The following is a 19,117-nucleotide window of genomic DNA, read 5'->3' as shown; positions in this document are numbered from 1 at the left end:
AATATTGGTTGATAGTATGTACTTATGTTTTGATAATTATAATTTTTTTACACCATAAATTATAACACGACGAGTTTTGACGTTGGTCACAAATACTTTTGTATTGTAATAAAAATACAACAATTATGACCACATTTTTTCAAACACTCGATTGCTTCATCAAGAAGAAGAAATCACAAATTCTAAAACGTACCATCACATTAATTAACCAATTTTTAAAATCACATTGACGATGATAAGTGATCCTATTCACATTACAATGGCAATGTATTTTATGTAACCAATTACACAAACAAAAATATGAAACAACACACAAACACCAAATTTTTAACCATACAATGTACCTGTCTTTCTGGCAGAGATTACATTTAAATTTTGATAATAACACAATGAAGTTATTACAAAAACACACTTCAATGAATTCTAAAATTTGGAATTTATTGAATCTAAATAATTTTTTTAATTTAAAAGTCTAGAACAAATGTCAGAAAATACAAAGAAACCATATTCTTATTTTTTTACAGACTTATCATTATTTAATCAAATTTCCACTGATAAAGCCTTTGGGCCGGTAGACAATAATAAATTTCAGGTTACTACAAAATTTAAAGGAACTTTACCTGCTTATGCTGTTACTGATGGTCTTTTATTCTTTGCAAAATGTGGAAATTCTGATCCTAATAAGATTAATATATTACTAAAGCCAACCAAGGATGTAGGTTTAGGTTTTAAAATCAAGTACTTTGTTTACAGAGGAATTGATAAAAGAGACTTCTTTACGAAAGTATCAGGAGTAGATGTAGTGAATCCTTCAAGTCCATTACCATTTGTTAGCAGCGCATGGGATACTTACGTTGAATTTTATGGATCATCAGATGACTTTAAAGCGAGTAAGCTTGGTCTTGATGTTTCAGGAGTGCCTACACAAGATATTCTAAAGATGTTTTATCCCAAGGATAGTTATAACTTATTATATATTGACGGGGGAAAACAACTCGGAAAATTTTTAACAGATGCGGGGGGCTTCGAAATCGTTTTAGATGAAGGCGATTTTATTCAGGAAAATCCAGATTCAGGACTTGTTTTCGATAAGGATTTTGCGGAAGCAGAGGAATGTATTTTAAGAGTAAATGAAGCTCCTACAGCAAATTTTATTTTTGGAGGTAATGTAGGCGGAACTAGCAGAGCAAAAATCTTTAAGGAGAATGTTTATAAGTTTATTGACCCCGCAGCTTTCTATGGAGTACACGCTAAGGATATTTATTATGATGATGGCTCTCTTGTTGAAACGGGTGTTATGACTAACGCTGGAAAATCTATTACCAGTACTGAGATATATTCAAATATAATAAGCAAATTTACCAATAAGGATAAAATATATTTTTATATAAAGAATAACCTTAATAGAAGTATTCAGTTTTATGATGATGATAATAATGAAATTAGAATAAATGCTGTAGTAGAAAGCTTAAGGACTCCTACTACAGAAAATAAATCAAAGGGTTGGCCTATTATAATCTATGAGAACAAAATAAATATTGCTTTACAAATAAGGGAGGGTCTCAAAAGTAATATGTATAGTAATCTAACGTTTAAATCGGATACCCCTAAAATTAATACTAATATTATATCTGACTCGGTGTCAGTTTATGACATTGTTTTACCTAGAAAAGATACAACCACAAAAAAAATCTATACAAGTCTTGTTTATATAACTCAAGACAGTAATAATTATGATCTTGATCGTTTTTTTGGGCCTGTAACATTAGATACTATATTTGAAGAAGCTGATTTTAGTATAGGAAGTCATAAATTGAGCTGGGTAAATCATCTTAGAAATTTATTGGTAAAAAAAGGCAGCGAATTAGGAGTATACAATACAAAGGTTATTATAGATTCAACAAATAGTGCAACTGCAGATAAAAAATTGAGAACATTTTTTGTAGCACCAGTTGCTTCTTCTATCCAAAACAATGCGTCATTTACTGAGAGAATAGATGCAAAATATATGACGTCAGGATATGTAAAAGAGGCTATAGGGACTTCGTCAGATTTTTGTAAAAAAGTATTGGGGCAGGACAATGCAGAAATATGGAGAGGAGAAATAAAAGAAGGAGCTGCTGCACCTATTAACTCACTTGTTTTTAGAAAAGATGAAAATGTTGATAACCACCCTGTATTTATATTAGGATTAACAGAGCAGGATCTCACTACTTTAAAAGCTTCTCTACCGGCTGATGCTACCAATATCTTTATAAAACTTGGGCCTAATGTGGCAGGAGCTAGTGATCATTTACAATTTGCTAAATACAACGCTGTATTATCTTATGATGATTCATCCGGAGTGAGAACAGTAAATTCTGGAACCGTAGTATTTTACTCTGTTGATAATCAGTTGTTTTTTACTAAATTGTATTCAGCGAATTTTCCAAATGAATTTTGTAGTGAATTTGCTGATATTACAGTAGATTTTAGACCACAAAATAGATGGATGCAATACTTTAATTATCCTTTGCAAACTGTTAAAACGGTACTAGGGGTACCATCAGTATTCTATGGTTTAGATTGGTTAAGAAAAGGCGATAGTGAAAGAAAAGGTAAACCGGGGGACACTATAGATTCTACAAATAATCGTTTACGATATAGAGTAGCAGAAGAGTTTAAGGTGGATGTTTCTACATCTCCATTAAACGGCCAGGTATTTAATAATTTCTTTGAAACGGTTTCTTATAATTCTTCGGGAGAAGGTCCTTATACTGCTATTCCGAGGAAAGATTTATACGTTAATGTAAAAGGGATGTATAGAGTGATTCCAGTGAAATGGAAACTGAAAGAGGGTCCGCTATTTTCATCATTTGATACAACTCAAACAGAGCCCGGCAGTAATTATGATAAGGATTATGCACCAAGTTGGTTGAACATACCAAGACAAGGATCTACTAATCCGTCTATAAAACTTAGACTCAAAGTAAGATTAAAGAATTCTCGTCCAAAAACAGATTTAAAATTATGCTTTGATCAAAAGCTTTTTAAAATTAAGACATTAGGAAGTTTGACAGGAAGTGAGCTTTTGGCAAGAACTTCTAAAGAGAAATTAAATTCGGTAAATGTGGGACGCGAACAGTCTATAGATGAAGAAATAGGAGTGGTGAAATTTAAACCAAATGATTTACCTACAGGAACAACAGCATCACCGTCCTCAATGAACTGGATAGATTTTGAATTAGAAAATATAGCTCCAATTACGCAGTTGAGTATTATAAGTATTTGGTCTAATGATAGACTAGCTGGAAAAATGTATATTGTTCCTAACCAGAATCTTACTGAAAAGAAAGTTCTTATAATAAAAGTGAAAGATGTAAGTGAAACTGCTAAGGGTACCTATGATGACAATGAAATAGAGATTATGAAAAAATTTGCTTTACAATCCAATATTTTGGTTGACGCAAAAGTTCATACAGAAGAATTACCTTTCTATAATAATTCTACATTTAATAAGTTTAAAGATCCAACTGCAACCAGGATTAATTATAATAATAAACAAGATAATCAAACATTTGCAGAGTTCTTAAAAACACAAATTCCTGCTGACTCTAAAAATGACGTTGTTGTATTTTATTTTAGTCTTATGGCCATTGAAAATGGAGTATTAGGTCACACATATGTAGATGATGGAATAATTTGTATGTTTAACTATAATAATAAATATAAATCATCTTATACAACAACTTATTTTTATGCATTAGCACATGAATATCTGCATAGCCAGGGAGTATCACATTCTTTTTCAGGATTGGAACCAGGAACACCAGATGCTTTATTGACATTTGCAGGAGGAACCACAAATAATGTAATGGACTATAATAATGATGAATCTGATACAGCAACATTTAAATTTGTACAAAATTCATTTTTCTGGCAGTGGGCGATTGCCAATAAATACTCGAAAAAAAATACATAAAACAATATAATATGAAAAATATCCTACCAGCAATACTATTATTATTTTCAATACAGTCTTATGCTCAAATAGAAGATATACAAAGGAATTATCAGACTACAAGGGAAAGAGCCAGAGATTATTATTCAGAAGTAAATAAACCCAATCAATATTTCCATTATAGAATAAAAGATGGAAAGGAAGATTATTATTTATACTTAGATAAAAAAAAGTATGATTCTTTGCTAGTATTGAAATCTGCAGAACCTACTATTATTAAAAATAGTAATGTTTATAGTAAAGCTGATAAAGGATATTATATTATAAAGGATAACATTGACCAAAAAAGAAGATATTTCCTCCATTATGATAAAGAAATAATAACACAGGAAATCTTAGATGATAATTATAATATTTATAATAAAACGGATTATAAAACATTAGTTATTGAAAGTTATTATTTTGGAAATGAAAATTATTCTTTTTTATATCAATATGAAAAATTTAATAAAAATACCTTTAATCCTTTTACAGATTTAATTTATAAAAAAGTTATATATCAGGATAAAAGCATCAAAATTTTCAATTACGAAAGAGACTTTCCTTTACCAGATGAAGCTTTTTTAAAAAAAGTTCCGGAAATTTTTCGTCAACAGTCGTTTGAATTACTAAAAGCTAATGGTAAAATTAAGACCCTCAATGATAAAGTTGTTCAAGGTGTTTCCCTTGATATTGCCAAAGCTATTAATAATGGGAACTATTTTCTCTATAAGGTTTATAGAAATAATGACGAGACAAAACCTGTCTATAAAATCATCATGGATATTACAAAGTCCAATTGGACTATAGAAATAAACCCCAAAAACGAAAAAATTGAATTTTTAGATGTTGACTTATCAAGGATATGATTAGGGTATTTTAAATAATCATCTTTTGATTATTTAATAATAAAAACCAACACATCAAATTTTTAAGATATTATGCCAAATACACAATTATTACCATATTATCCTAAGCTATCCAACTTAATCACTTTAGACAACATACCATCTTCTCTAGGATTTGTAAAGAATATTTCCCAACAAGTTTTTAGCAGAGTTTACTATAAGGACTTTCAGACAAGTGTAAGTTCCTCAGGAGATAGTGCGTTCTATAGCTTAAGTATTGTAGCTAAAGAAAGGATTAATTTTGACCTAGTCTATGGACTCAAATTTGTCCTTAATAGGGATGCTCAAAACGGGCAGATCTCTTCCTTTCCAGTAACGGTTCAGTACAATTGGCCAATTATTGGATATATTTCTAAATTCAACTTGGATAACTTTTCATTCTCAGTTGAAGAAATTTTTAACATTGCATTAGCAACTTTAAATCTAGACCAAACTACTGTAGTTAATGAATTCATCAATGTATTTGTTAATACTACAGGTGATCCTATAAAAAAGTTTGTAGATGACTTAAATGCTGAACTAGGATCTTTTCTTGCTTCTCCAATTCCTTATCCTACTTCTAGTGATAGAGTTGGTGAATTGATAAATTTCTTAAATACAGCATACTCCAGAGGAGCCGCTTTGGCTGCTTTTTCAACCTACATCGTAGGAAACATCATTAATTCAGCTCCAAAGGAACAGCTAAAATTATTCTTTAAGAATATTTTACCACAAGATATTGATGAGTATATTAAAGGTATCATTACACCTAGTGCAAAGATTACTCTGGAAACATCAGCATCCATCGAGTTTCCTAGGAATATTCTAAAACCTTGGACTACTAATAGCAGTGGCGAATTAATACCAGATCCAAATCCCGATGCTAAAACCTATTTCGATTTTGCAAAAGCGGTGCTTTATGCAGATACTGTTTCAGGAATCGGATATGATGTAGATATTGCAGGATCATTAGGTCCAAGTACGTACTCAGAAATTGGAAATACGGGATTATTGGTTCAGCTGGACAGACTGAAGCTGGATTTAAGTAAAACAAAAAATATCCCTGAAGCAGATGCCTACGGATATTCACCAGATTTTACAGGAGTTTATGCAAGAGCTGTCTCCGTAACGTTCCCACCAAAATGGTTCTACGATGAAACTAATCCACCAAGCAGTTCAAGTGCTACACTAAGACTGGGAGGTTATGACATGCTTGTAGGAACAGGAGGTGTTTCCGGAACTATTATGCTGGAATCCGTTCCTGTAGTCCATCAGGGAGGAGGTTTTGAATACTATAACGATAAGTTTGCATTCAGCTATCCTGTATCATTATACAATAAGAATGCGACTACAGGAGAAATTGGTTTAGTAACAGCCAATAATTATGCAGAGTTGAAAACCATTTTACAAGGTTTAAAAGCAACTTCAGATGCACCATTTGCATTTAAGTTTCCGCTTTCTCTGACGCCGCTGGCACAGGCCGACCCGATTGTTTTTAACAACGGTGCCAATTACCAGAATTATTTATCCACTTTAAATGGTAATAATGCCATGATGTGGAAAAGGCTAGGTGGAAAGAATGGATTTCAAGTAGGTTTCAAATCTTTTGATGTTACATTGAACAAGAATTCAGTGGTTTCATCCAATATTAAAGGAGGTTTGATTATTCCTAAATTCACCTATCCTACAGATATGCCTGTTGTTGGCGGACAGCCCGTTCAGCTTGAAGTGGCAGGTCATATCGAAGCCGATGGAGATTTTCGTCTTACAGCCGCTACCGCTCCACCTTTTCCTGTACAGCTAGGGAATGTTATGAAGCTGCATTTAAGCTCTGTTGAACTCGGAAAAGAGGGCAATAAGTTTTATATCGGTGCTGCTGCAGACATTGAATTCCTGGGAACTTTTGGAGAACTTTTAAAAGGACAGAAACTAAGTATTTCCGCATTAAGGATCTACAGTGACGGCCATATTGATTTCCGTGTAAACGGAGGAAACATGGTTCTTCCAAAACCTATTAAAATTCCACTTGGCCCTACTGAAATTTCAGTTACTGCTATTCACTTTGGTTCTCATGAAAGAGAAAGAAAAGGAGTGATGCGTAAATACAACTACTTTGGCTTTGACGGAGGAGTAAGTATCGGGGTTGCAGGAATTGATGCCCGTGGAGACGGAATTAAATATTACTATACAACTGATAATGACGAAAATGATCCTCAAAAAGATCCGGATTCTTATCTTCATATTCAGACGATCCATATCGATATGGTTATTCCGGCTAACTCAAGTGATCCGAATGTGGCGATCAAAGGATGGTTGTCTATTCCGGAGCCGGGAGCATTCCAGGAGTATAAAGGAGGAGTAAGCCTTAAAGTTAAAAACCCTAGAATTACAGGAGGTGTAAACATGCGTTTAGCTCCAAAGTATCCTGCATTCCTGATTGATGCCAATATTGAGCTTCCGAACCCGATTGCCTTAGGACCAGTGTCCATCTACGGTTTCCGTGGATTATTAGGATATCGTTATGTTGCTGAGAAAGCAGCCATTAATATGACTTCTCAGAATACCTGGTATGAATACTATACAGCTCCGGAAAGAGGAGTAGGTGTTGAGAAATTCAGTGGTCCGGATAAAACGGAGAAATACAATTTCCCATTCTCTTTAGGAGTCGGAGCATTGCTTGGAGATACTATGGCTAACGGAAATATTATTTCAGCCAATGCCATGTTATTATTATCACTTCCATCCATGGTTATGGTGGATGCGAGAATGAAGCTTCTGTCGAAAAGAGTAAGTTTTCAGGATGATCCACCATTCTTTGCGTTCTTCATTTTTGGAGATAATTCATTGGAATTCGGGTTTGGTGCAGACTATAAATTCCCTGAAAGTTCAGGAGATATTATTAAGCTGTACGCTGAAATTCAGGCTGGTTTCTTCTTTAATAATCCATCCGCATGGTATATTAATTTCGGAACACAACAAAAGCCAATTCAGGCCAAAATATTAAAGGATCTGTTTACCCTGAAAGCATTCCTGATGATTTCCGGAAAAGGAATTCAGGCCGGTGCAAGAGGAGAGTTTAGGTTTGATAGAAAATTCGGGCCTGTCAGCATCTTTGTTTTAGCATATCTGGAATTAGGTGGAAAAATTAGTTTCCAGAAACCTCAGATGGGTGCTTATTTTGAAGCCGGATTAGTGATTGATATCAACGTGAAGATCTTCCGTATTTATGCGGCGGTATCTATTCTTCTCGCAGTAGAGTCTCCGAAACCATTCCTGATCTATGGAGCATTTACAGTTGCATTTAAGTTAAAGATTCTGTTCTTTAAGATCAGCTTCTCTGCAAAACTGGAACTGAAGTGGGAATTCAATAAAGAAGTGGACAGAACTCCGGTGAAGCCATTTACAGAAATTCCTGGTCAGGAAGACAGTCTTGTGAAAGGAATTAGTATGTTAACTAATGAAACATTTGATCTTCAAAGAACAAGTACTACAATCTATCCTGATGTTTCTACGATTACGAAAGTAGTTCCTCTTGATACCTATATTGATATTAAGACAACAAAAGGATTACTTCCGGCAGCTGCTACCAGTGCTATCATTGGAGGGTTTACAAATCCTGCCGCGAACTCTACGGATATGATTCCGCCGGATAAAGTAATGAAAGGCCTGGAACTAAGACAGGTAAAACACCAGTATACATTAGAAGCCATTGAAATTATGGCCAATGATGGTACTTCAGGCTGGAATAAATATGATCCATTCAAAGCAATGGAACCGAATAATGGAGCATTGAGTAACCTTAAGGTTGGGCAATGGCAGAAAAAAGATAATCAGTACAATGCGATCAGATTATTGGGTATGACACCATTCTCTTATACAGAACAGGGAAATGCTGGCTGGTTTATTCCTGAACAATACGGAATTATGCCATCTACATTATTCTGTAAGGGACAGACAATCCAAGATTCAACGTCTGATTTCCTTGAGAAACCATTGAATACATTGTATTATGCTTCTTCATCCAACTTCTTCCAAAGTGAAGGTGCTTCTTACCAGATTGCTGGAGATGTACAATATGCAGTAGATCCAAATGGAAACCCTGTTATGCAGGGGGATCATGCAAAAGTTTCAGATGAAGCGAATAACCATGGTTTTGCACAGTCGTTATTGTTTAAAAATCATTCTCCGCTTACGATCATGCTGCCAAATCCAGCGGCCAAGATCAAGCTGAAGTTGAGTACATACAGTACAGGGGTAACCGTGTCTTATTACACTCCTTTGATTGATTTAACCAATACACAGTCCTTTGTACAATATGATGTTCAACAGAAATATTATTCAAAACAGGATCTTGAAACGCCGATCTCACCTTCAGTGATTCCGGTGGGTGGAATTACAAAAATTGTAATCACTCCGGATTCGGTGGATAATGCTGAAATTGATCTTATTCAACAGCAGATGGCAGATCTTATCAACCAAGGATACCAAATAGCTTTACAGCAAGGAGGTGTAGTAGGTACTGTATCCCCAAGTAATCCTGAGTTATATACTGAGCTTGAAAGAAAACTGGAAAAACTTCAATCCAGAGGTTGCGAAGGTGTTGCAAAAGAAAAATATGAAGCTGCTTGCTCATTGTACCCTCAGATGGTTGAAATGTATAATAACTATTTCTTCGCACCATTTTCAAGAATAGGTGGAGGTGGAACGATAGGTTTAAATTTTATCAGAAGAAATCTTGAGTTAGGTATTTATCAGACAATATTGGAATCATTAAGAAATAGCTGGGTGCCGACTCTTGCGTATGAACTTAATGTTGAACAATATGATGCATTATTAGAAGACCTTATGGGTAGCATGAATATAAATAATCCTGATCAACAGGGAATTATTGATCGTTTTAATCGTTTAAAAAACAAACTTAGACAGATTAATAACCTATTGCTACAAATGAATCCGTGCGAAGACTCTGTATTATGTAATCTGAGCACTTATCTTTCACAACAGGAATTCGGAATATTTAATGATAAGCCACCTCATAGTGAAACTCCTTTATTGGATGCTTATAATGAGTTTATCAATAATAATCCGTCTTATGAATATCTTAATAGAATTTTAGAAAGACAGATCAATACAATTGTATCCATTATGTTTATGGGTTGGTCAGGACATGCAATGTATGGCGAAGAGTATAACACAGCATGTGAAGATATCATTTCTATTTTGAGAGATCTAGGAAACTGTTCTAGTCAGAAGAAATGTTTCACATTATTCCATGAAGTAAGTTGGTTATCTGTGGAAGACTATTCATACAATGTAAATATTCCTACTCTGGCAGCTGTTACATCGGAGACACAGGCTGCAGTAAATGCAATTACCAGGTCTATTCAACCAGTATGGAGACCAGATACGGGATATTATGTGAAGTTTACATTAAAGGATACTGTAGATAACGGACAAGCTCCGTCACAGACATTAAGCTATGCTTATGCATTCCGTACAGCAGGACCTTTAGGTTTCTTCCACTTAGATAAGGATTCTACCTATGGGGAAATTAAGATTAAAGACTCTACCAATGTTATAGAAGATACCATCGGAAGAATCCGTGATAAAGACGGAAATCTGCTTCCGGTTGTTCCGGGAGAAGAGCTTACTCCACATCCGGACTTATATCCTCATACATCATTGAGACCTTATATTGATTATGAACGTTCTTATCCAAATGCAGATGGAAATATCGTAAGTGCCAAACCGTTATTCTACAATGATGAAACAACGAAAGTCTCAATGTACTTTACATCAAGCTATGTTTCTAAATTGATGGATGGATGGGATGAATATCAGAATATGAAAAAATTGGGAGGTTCTATGAAGATTCTTATCAAGGATCCGGTAGAAGATATTACCATCGTGAACCCACCAAGACTGTTTTCTGATGAAACCACAGTAATCACTAATCCTGATAATATCGCTCAGACTATTGAAAATTGGGCAGTAGATCCTAACCCGGCAATTCCACCAGTAATGCAGCAATATTTTAATATGTTGAATAATGGACAAAACTGTACCGGAATTGTGAATATGGAACCTCCAAAATCTGTGTATCGTACCATTAAGTTTAAAGGACTGAAACCTCAAAAACTTTATACAGCACAGGTTATGAACTTCTATTGGGGAAGAAATAACAATGTAGATGTTACCAATATGACCGAGGAAATTAAACAGAAATATGCGAAAGAAGTTCACAAGTTTGTATTCCAGACTTCCCGTTATGCAGACTTTACGGAACAGGTTAATAGCTGTTTCATTAAGTATAAGGATGCAAATGGTGCTGAACAGACAAAGCAAGCAGTTTACAGCATTGGAAAAGCTTTAACATCAGAAAAGCTTAAGGCAGCCTGGGAAATTGTTCAAACAGATCCGAAGAAAATCTGTAACAATCCTTTAAGCCAGTCTATTGCAATGCAGTATCAGCATCCGTTTGATAGAATTGTTCAGGGATTATTCGGAATTAATCCACAGGAAGATGCTCCTACTACTGAGTTCAATAAAATTATTGATACCACAACAGGAAATGTAGTTGCGATTCTTATCAGAAACCCTGAACCTTTCAACCATCCTAGAATTCCTATTGAAGCTGTTAGCAGAAATGTAGCTCTTAATCTGGACGGAATGGTCGAAGTTCTTAAAGAAAGAGGTGTAGGATTAAAACCTGAAAGAGATCCGAACTATTCAATGATTTATTCCAAAGATTATTCGCAGGTTCTTATCATGAACGCAGAACAAAACATTGGAGAAGCAGCTATGATGTTCCAGTTTATCTATAAAACATGGAATGGTGCCGAGTACAAGCTGGCAGATAAAATTAAAGTAGAAAATATCAAAATAAACTAATAGAAATGTCTTTCAATATAAATAATAAAAAAGCATCTTCAGGAATTCTTCCTGTTACTAACCCTCTTGTACAATCCAACTGCCTGTATCTACAGGCGGCTGGGTCCAAGGGAGAAGAAAGTACTTCAGGTATTCACCTAAGATGGACCCTAAAAGGGCAGTTAACAGAGCATTTACCAAAAGGAGACCATCATACAGGTCCGCCTAAAGGATTTAATAAGCAAAATGACTTTGTGAATGTTTATAGAACCAGATACGAACCTCAGGTAAGAGAACTTTATCTTACGAATCAACCAACCACGGTTATTGATTCCGAAGGAGTATGGTTGTATGGTAATAGTGAAGACGGGATGTTCCGTGTATACTTCAAAAATAAAAACAAATATAATGAGGTAAGAAACCAAACAGATCCTTTTTCAAATCCTATGGGATTTCTAGAGCAGTATGGAAGTAATCTTATTGAGGTAGAATCCAATCAAAAACTGTTCTTTGCAACACAGCTTACATCCAGTAACAACGGGGTGGCTAAAACAGAAGTACTTTCTGTAGAAACCAATCTTGCTGGGCTTTCTAAAAATGTAACTTTCAGAAAGACTATCTCAGACTTTTCACAAAAAATCTTTGCTGAAAACGGAAGAAGTATTCGTTTTATTCCAACAGCAACAATTATTACCAAGGTTAGTTTTGAGTTCTATGAAGATATTATTTTCAAAAGAAACTGGGAACAAATCGGAAAATTTGGACTTTCTGTGGATGATGGAGAGGTTTTACGCAGACTGGAACCTAATCCTGATAGACCTGTTCATGCTGTCTGGGCCAGATATAACGATGATGAATTTGTAAACATCAAAAACTATGAGACAAAATGGGGGCATATGCCTGATCAAGGAAACACCATCAGAGATTCTGTTAAAAGGTATATAGATCTTAGCCAGAATCCGAATAATCCTTTAGCCATTGACCAATATTATTCTACCGATAACCCGGACGATTCAACCCCTTTGGAGTTTTCACATTTCAATAATCTTCAGATGGCGGCATTAGACTATCACGTAGCAAGAATGCTTGGGTTAGGACATTTGGATTTAAGAGATGAAGTTTACGATGGAAGTCAATATCTATACATTGCTCACTATGAAACTCTTGTAGATCTGAAAACAGGTGAACCATCAACTAAAATTGATCACCTCTCAATGTCATTGCCAACTTCCTTAGAAGATCAGCGTCTGTCTCTTCCGGTTCGTTTAAAAACACTGGTTCCGGGAATGGTTTCAGCAGATCCTACAGCGGGAACTACTATGAGCAGCCTTACCGATGCAGATGGATATACCCATGACGGCACAGGAAGATATTTAAGCCTAATGGTTGAAGAACTAGCTCCGGATGAGCCGGCAAACAGTCCGTTTTATTACTCGACTCAAGAGTTTGATATGTCCAAATTCACCTATCCCGTATCCGTAGGAATTGAATATAAAACTAAAGGAGAAACGAAATGGAATCTGCCGGAATTACCAAATGATCCTAACTTCCTGAATGTATATTCAAACGGAGATGAAGCACATAACGAAACGGTAGCCATTGCTATCCCGGATTTTGGAAACCCTGCATTTGTACATAAAGAAACAAAATCAGGAATCCATATGTATGGTTCTTATGGTGTTAACTGGTTCTCAAGAGCAAAGTCTTCACCCATTACCCAGCAGATAGAATCAAAAATTAAACCTGTCAATACACTATTGCCTCCATCCAGTATCAGTGCATTCCTAATACAGGAAGAGCTGCCGATATTGCTTACCTCACAGAATGAGCAGGATATGTATAAACTAAATCCGGCTACTGATAAGACTTTGGTAAGGCTTACTATGGAGTATGATGCTTCACAGGATATGATTTCCTACCAAAAGGCAATTAACGGAGTAGATCTATCTACCTTTAATCCTTTGCCGGATAACGAAGAGTTGTTTGCAGATAAAATTGAAGTTTTCTACCGTCCTGAAGCATTAAAGCAGGTTTTTGGAATGATTGATACGGTAACAGATCTGCCTGGAAATCCTCTGATTTCTGTCATTAAAACCAAGGCTTTGCCTTTAGCCAGTGCCGGATTAACCAGTACAGGAGTTAACCAGAGTGTGACCCCAACGATTCCCGGATCAGCTTTTCCTAATTATGTTGGAGGAATCTTTACCGTAGGAACAGATGATTATATTATCCATAATATTGTACCAGGTTCAAGTCCGGACTTTCCGATTTTTCATATTCTGAAAATGCAGATTGGAAATGCATTCGGACAAAACACGCCGATTCCTTTTGATCCAGCGAACTTTTTAGTGCCAAGTGCCAATGTATCTTTCATGGTAGCTGAGAATATGCAAAATACGAGTTCATGGGGAGCAGTAAATCCTCATTCTCTTAAAATTCAGATTGGAGATAACTGGCCGATTCATACAGAAGAAGTTACCATTGAATCAGGACAGGCACCGGATATTACCTACAATACCTACTACAGAAAATTTAGAGGTATTAAGAAGAATGCAAACATTCAGAGAGTGAATCAACCGGGAGTTCCATTTACAGGATTATATGAAATTGATTTCCCAGGATATATCTTGAATAAACATCCTCAATTTTCGGATATTCCAGGTAAAGACAGTGTACAATGGTACAGAGGAAGTATTCGTGTGTCTGCAGTAGGACAACAGGGTGCAGAGAAAAGAATCCTTAAGGTGATCCGCATAGATAATATCGGAAGCGGTGATTTAAAAGTTTTTGCTTTAGACGAATCCCATAGTGATACAAACCCTCTGCAGCCCAATGTTCCAAGAACGGAAGAAGTAAATTTCTATCCAGGATACAGAGCTTATCTTCACTATAATGCACCATGTCGATTGACCAAGGATCATGTGATTCCTCAAGCCCCGGATGTGTTAGAGAAATACAGTATTTTCGGAGCAAGAGTAATAGATACCACGTATGTAGGATATAATTCAAGGATTTCTATTCCAACCATGATGTTTGGAAGAAGAATTGAAGCTCCTGCAACTCCGCAGGCGCCGATGGGATCTAAGTTTGCAACAAGGCCGGATTATTTCGGACGTTCATCCTATGCATTTACAACACAGTTTGAACACAGACCTTTTAGTGTGATGTACCTTCGTAGTAATGATGATATTCTGTTAAGTTCACTCTATAACTATACAGAAGGGAATTATGAGGAGCCAACAGTTAACTCTATAGAATATATCAGAGACAAAAACAATGATGAATTCTTCAATACAAGGTTATTAGAATTGGCAAATGCTGGCTATAATTCAGCGACAAATCTCTTTACAGAACATAATGGATTTGGGTTTCCATTACCGGATAATGAAGATTTATTCAAGAATATCAATTTGTTTATTAAAGATCATAATAAACATTTTAAGGAGAATATCAGTCCTGTAACCCCGCCTCAGATGACTAATCTGGATTATGAAATTATTCCGAAACATCCAAGTGGTAAATATGGTAGAGTAACATTCTATGATTTTATTAAGCAAACTATTCAGAATTCATATGTTCCATTAACGGAAATTCCAATTCTGTATCAGCATGTTAAAGGAGGAGATTATCAACCGATTCCAAAGGCACAGGTCATCAGGGATAGAAACGGGGCATATCTTAACCCTACCTCTCCGGATTTCGATATGGCACCAATGATGAAGGTGGTAGGAAATAATAAAACAACGTTTGTAGATTTTACATTAGATGGTGCTTCTACAAGTGTTTATTTCTATTCTGTAAAAGAAGTCAATGCACAGCTTGTGCAGGGTGGCATGAGTACAGCGGTAGGACCTGTAAAAATGGTTAATTCATTCCCATTAAAAACACCGGAGATCAAAAGTGTGATTCCTGTTTTACAAGATGAAGAACTGGATATTTCACCAAAAATGCAGGTTACAATCAATTCCTACAAGAAAATCTATAATGTTAAGAAAGCAAAACTTTATCGTGCACTTACCATGCAGGATGCTGTTTCTGTAAGAACAATGACGCTTGTAAAAGAGCTGGATTTAGAAGCCGCTGGTGTTTTGAATGATAAAGTCTGGACATTAGAAGATGATTTTGCAGATTTACTGGAAGTACCATTCAGTGATCCGTTATATTATCGTGTAACCGTTGAAGCTGAGGTAGAATATGCTGAAGCAAACTATACAGGAAATCCTCAATCTGATGTTGTTGTTACAGAATATGCTCCGTCTGAAGCATCTAAAATTATGATTACAACCATTACAGAAAATGTATTACCGAAATCTCCTTTCATAGAATATAAAGGAACTTTTGGAAGACAAGGATTAAGTAATGTAACATTTACATGGCCTAAAATGGCCTATAAAGCGAAGTATCATTTCTATAAAATGACTTCACAAGGAAACTGGAAAAAATTAAAAACAGTTGAGAGTACTAATATTCCTGTAGTGAAGTTAGCGTTAAAGGATACGGAATGGCTATCCAGCCTTCTTCGTTTTTCAGACGCTGAAGGAAATCCAATTAGTCATAATTTCAAAGTTATTACAGAAAACACCTCAGGGATGTTTAGTAAGGATGAGAATATTTTAACCATTGGTAGAGGTTTTTAATTTTATTTAAAATATAAATTAAAGCAAAAACATCTACATAGCAAGTAGTTATAACGGGGAGTATCATTGGGTACTCCTCGTTTTATTTTTATTGATTTAAGAAATGAATGTTTTATTTCTTTAACTTTGTAGTTTCCAGTGACTAATAACAGCTCAAATAAGTTTTTGGTCTTTGGAATTTATATCAATAATCAAAATAAATTGTATGTCAATTACAAACGACGATCAGTTAATCGGAATGCAGAAAGTAAGTGAAGCTGTGGCTTACACTCTAAGAGAGATGACAAAGTATGCTCAGCCTGGTATGACGACAAAGGATCTTGACGAATATGGAGGGAAAATACTGGCAGATCTTGGGGCCAAATCAGCTCCTTATCTCACCTACGGATTTCCGGGATGGACCTGCATAAGCGTAGATAATGAGTTTTGTCACGGAATTCCTACAGAGCAAAGAGTATTGAAAGACGGTGATCTGATTAACATTGATGTTTCTGCAGAATTGGATGGGTATTGGGCTGATAATGGCGGATCCTTTATTATTGGAAAAGATATTCATCAACATCAAAAATTGGTGGATGCCTCTAAAGATATTTTACAAAAAGCAATTGATAGCATAAAAGGTGGTGTTAAAATTGCAGATATTGGATTCCTCATGGAAACCGAAGCAAAGAAAAGAGGCTTTAAAGTCATTAAAAATCTTGCAGGACATGGAGTAGGAAGAAGCTTACACGAACAGCCTGATGAATTACTGAACTACAAAAACCGTTTTGATTCCAGACGCTTTAAGAAAAACTCTGTTGTGGCCATTGAAACATTTATTTCCACTTCCTCAAATCTAGCTGTTGAGCTTAAAGACGGATGGACAATGGTTGGAAATAAAGGCGGTTATATGGCACAGCACGAGCATACAATTGTAGTTACAGATGGAAAACCAATCATTCTGACCCAAATGAATGAAATATTGAATTAATATTTTACTGATTTAAATAAATATAATCCCTTTCTAAATCTAGAAAGGGATTATTTGTTTACATAAAATAAAGTATGGACATACAAGTTTTTAAATACAATGTAATATTCAAAAGCCCGGTTTTAAAATTGTTAAAGATCAAATACTTTACTATATTTATACAATCAAACCACTTCACAAAACTTCTCTGCTATGAAAAAAATCCTTTTAACCATTCTGGGTATTCTTATTATTCTTGTTGCTGTACTCTTGATCAAGACTTACACTTATCCTTTTAAGAAAAATACATCCGGAGCTGGTGAGGGATGGAAGCCTGTGAAAAATGACTCAGCAGTGATGCGCTTGTCGGGAGGAATAAAGATTCCAACTGTTTCTACAGGGAGTTTGGGAGAATTTAATTATGCCCCTTTTGGTCAGTTTAAAGAATATCTGAAAAATTCCTATCCTTTGGTGTACCAGAATACAGAATATGTTGAGGTGAATCAGTATGGTTTAGTATATAGACTTAAAGGAAGTAATCCGAAGCTGGAACCTATTTTATTTCTGTCTCACATGGATGTAGTTCCTCCGGGAGATGCCGATATAAAAAATAATGAGGAAAATGTTTTCAGACCCGATGATAAACCATCCGAACCTGTTGCCAAAGTTTCTGAAGATTGGGATTATGCCCCTTTTTCAGGAGCTGTTGCTAACGGAAGAATCTATGGAAGAGGAGCCATAGACATGAAAGGAATGCTTTTTTCCTTAATGGAATCCATGAATAATTTGATTAAAAATAAACAAACTCCACAGCGAGATATTTATCTTGCTTTTGGTTTTGATGAAGAGGTAGGTGGGCAAAAAGGAGCCATACAGATTGCAGATTATTTTAAGAAAAAAGGGCTGAAGTTTGATGCCGTATATGATGAGGGCGGACTAATCATGAGAAAAGGAAACGTAGCAGGGGTAGATGCAGACGTTGCTGTAGTAGGTTGTGCAGAAAAAGGATTTCTTTCCGCAAAAATAAAAGTAAAGGGTCTTGGAGGGCATTCCTCTATGCCTCCAATGGAAAGCGCCATAGGAAAGGCAGCTGTGATTATGCAACGGCTGGAAGATGATCAGATGAAACCTGTGATCACCCCATTAATCAAAGAATTTTTTAATAATATTGGAGGAGCCATGCCATTTACGACCAGATTGGCATTGGCTAATCAATGGCTTTTAAAACCAGTGCTTATCTCCCAACTCACCAAAAATAATACAACCAATGCATTGGTACGAACCACAACGGCTTTAACAATGATGAAGGGAAGCGATGGAACCAATGTACTTTCTCCCGAAGTAGAATTTGTCGTTAATTTCAGACTTCTACCAGGGAATACAGTGAAAGATGTTCGTGAGCATATTGCAAAGGCAACCAAGGGCTTTGACGTAGAAGTAGAAGAGATTGATAATACAAGAGAAGCCTCTGCAGTATCTCCTACCAATACAAAAGCATTCAAATTAATAGAAGCGGGAGTGAAAGAGATTCATCCCGGAGCCATCGTATCTCCTTACCTTACCATGGCCGGTACTGATGCCGGTAAATATGAAATTGTAAGTAAAAATGTATACAGATTTATGCCTATTAAAATCAACAGCTCAGAGCAGCAAAGTATCCACAGTACCAACGAATATCTAAGCATTGAAAACTATATGAAAATGATCCATTATTTTGAGTATTTGATGAAAAATTACGATAAATAATTGTTGTAGACGCGATGTTCTGAACTTAGTTGTTGGCTAGAAAAGAGAA

6 protein-coding genes are annotated in these 19,117 nt (G+C 35.6%); all 6 read left to right on the top strand.

Translation table 11 applies throughout. The annotated features are described in order from the left end of the window. Positions 1-481 precede the first annotated feature (481 nt). The 6 genes from C1638_RS16580 (at position 482) to C1638_RS16555 (ending at position 19,068) form a co-directional block, all read left to right on the top strand. Complete coding sequence (locus tag C1638_RS16580; RefSeq protein WP_109622813.1) at positions 482-3,961, top strand: hypothetical protein; 3,480 nt, start codon at positions 482-484, stop codon at positions 3,959-3,961. 11 nt (positions 3,962-3,972) lie between these two features. Beyond that, positions 3,973-4,848, top strand: a complete 876-nt coding sequence (locus C1638_RS16575) for a hypothetical protein (RefSeq protein WP_109622811.1) — start codon at positions 3,973-3,975, stop codon at positions 4,846-4,848. Between the two features lie 72 nt (positions 4,849-4,920). Continuing rightward, positions 4,921-11,757 (top strand): hypothetical protein, encoded by a 6,837-nt coding sequence (locus C1638_RS16570; protein ID WP_109622809.1) that lies wholly within the window; start codon positions 4,921-4,923, stop codon positions 11,755-11,757. Between the two features lie 5 nt (positions 11,758-11,762). Then, a complete protein-coding gene (locus tag C1638_RS16565; protein ID WP_109622808.1) occupies positions 11,763-16,373 on the top strand; it encodes a hypothetical protein in 4,611 nt (1,536 codons plus the stop codon). Positions 16,374-16,578: 205 nt separating this feature from the next. Then, positions 16,579-17,343 (top strand): type I methionyl aminopeptidase, encoded by a 765-nt coding sequence (gene map / locus C1638_RS16560; protein WP_109622806.1) that lies wholly within the window; start codon positions 16,579-16,581, stop codon positions 17,341-17,343. Positions 17,344-17,535: 192 nt separating this feature from the next. Beyond that, positions 17,536-19,068 carry a M20/M25/M40 family metallo-hydrolase gene (locus C1638_RS16555; protein ID WP_109622804.1) on the top strand — a complete coding sequence of 511 codons (1,533 nt, stop codon included), beginning with the start codon at positions 17,536-17,538 and terminating at the stop codon, positions 19,066-19,068. The last annotated feature ends 49 nt before the right edge of the window (positions 19,069-19,117 follow it).

Origin of the sequence: Chryseobacterium oncorhynchi (assembly GCF_002899895.1) — a bacterium.
Classification (GTDB): Bacteria; Bacteroidota; Bacteroidia; order Flavobacteriales; family Weeksellaceae; genus Chryseobacterium; species Chryseobacterium oncorhynchi.
This window is presented reverse-complemented; position numbering and strand designations above follow the sequence as displayed.

What these genes read in the sequence shown, in the direction of transcription:
- C1638_RS16580 (WP_109622813.1), top strand. Translation starts at nt 482, where the DNA reads ATGTCAGAAAATACAAAGAAACCATATTCTTATTTTTTTACAGACTTA.
- map (WP_109622806.1), top strand. Translation starts at nt 16,579, where the DNA reads ATGTCAATTACAAACGACGATCAGTTAATCGGAATGCAGAAAGTAAGT.
- C1638_RS16565 (WP_109622808.1), top strand. Translation starts at nt 11,763, where the DNA reads ATGTCTTTCAATATAAATAATAAAAAAGCATCTTCAGGAATTCTTCCT.
- C1638_RS16570 (WP_109622809.1), top strand. Translation starts at nt 4,921, where the DNA reads ATGCCAAATACACAATTATTACCATATTATCCTAAGCTATCCAACTTA.
- C1638_RS16575 (WP_109622811.1), top strand. Translation starts at nt 3,973, where the DNA reads ATGAAAAATATCCTACCAGCAATACTATTATTATTTTCAATACAGTCT.
- C1638_RS16555 (WP_109622804.1), top strand. Translation starts at nt 17,536, where the DNA reads ATGAAAAAAATCCTTTTAACCATTCTGGGTATTCTTATTATTCTTGTT.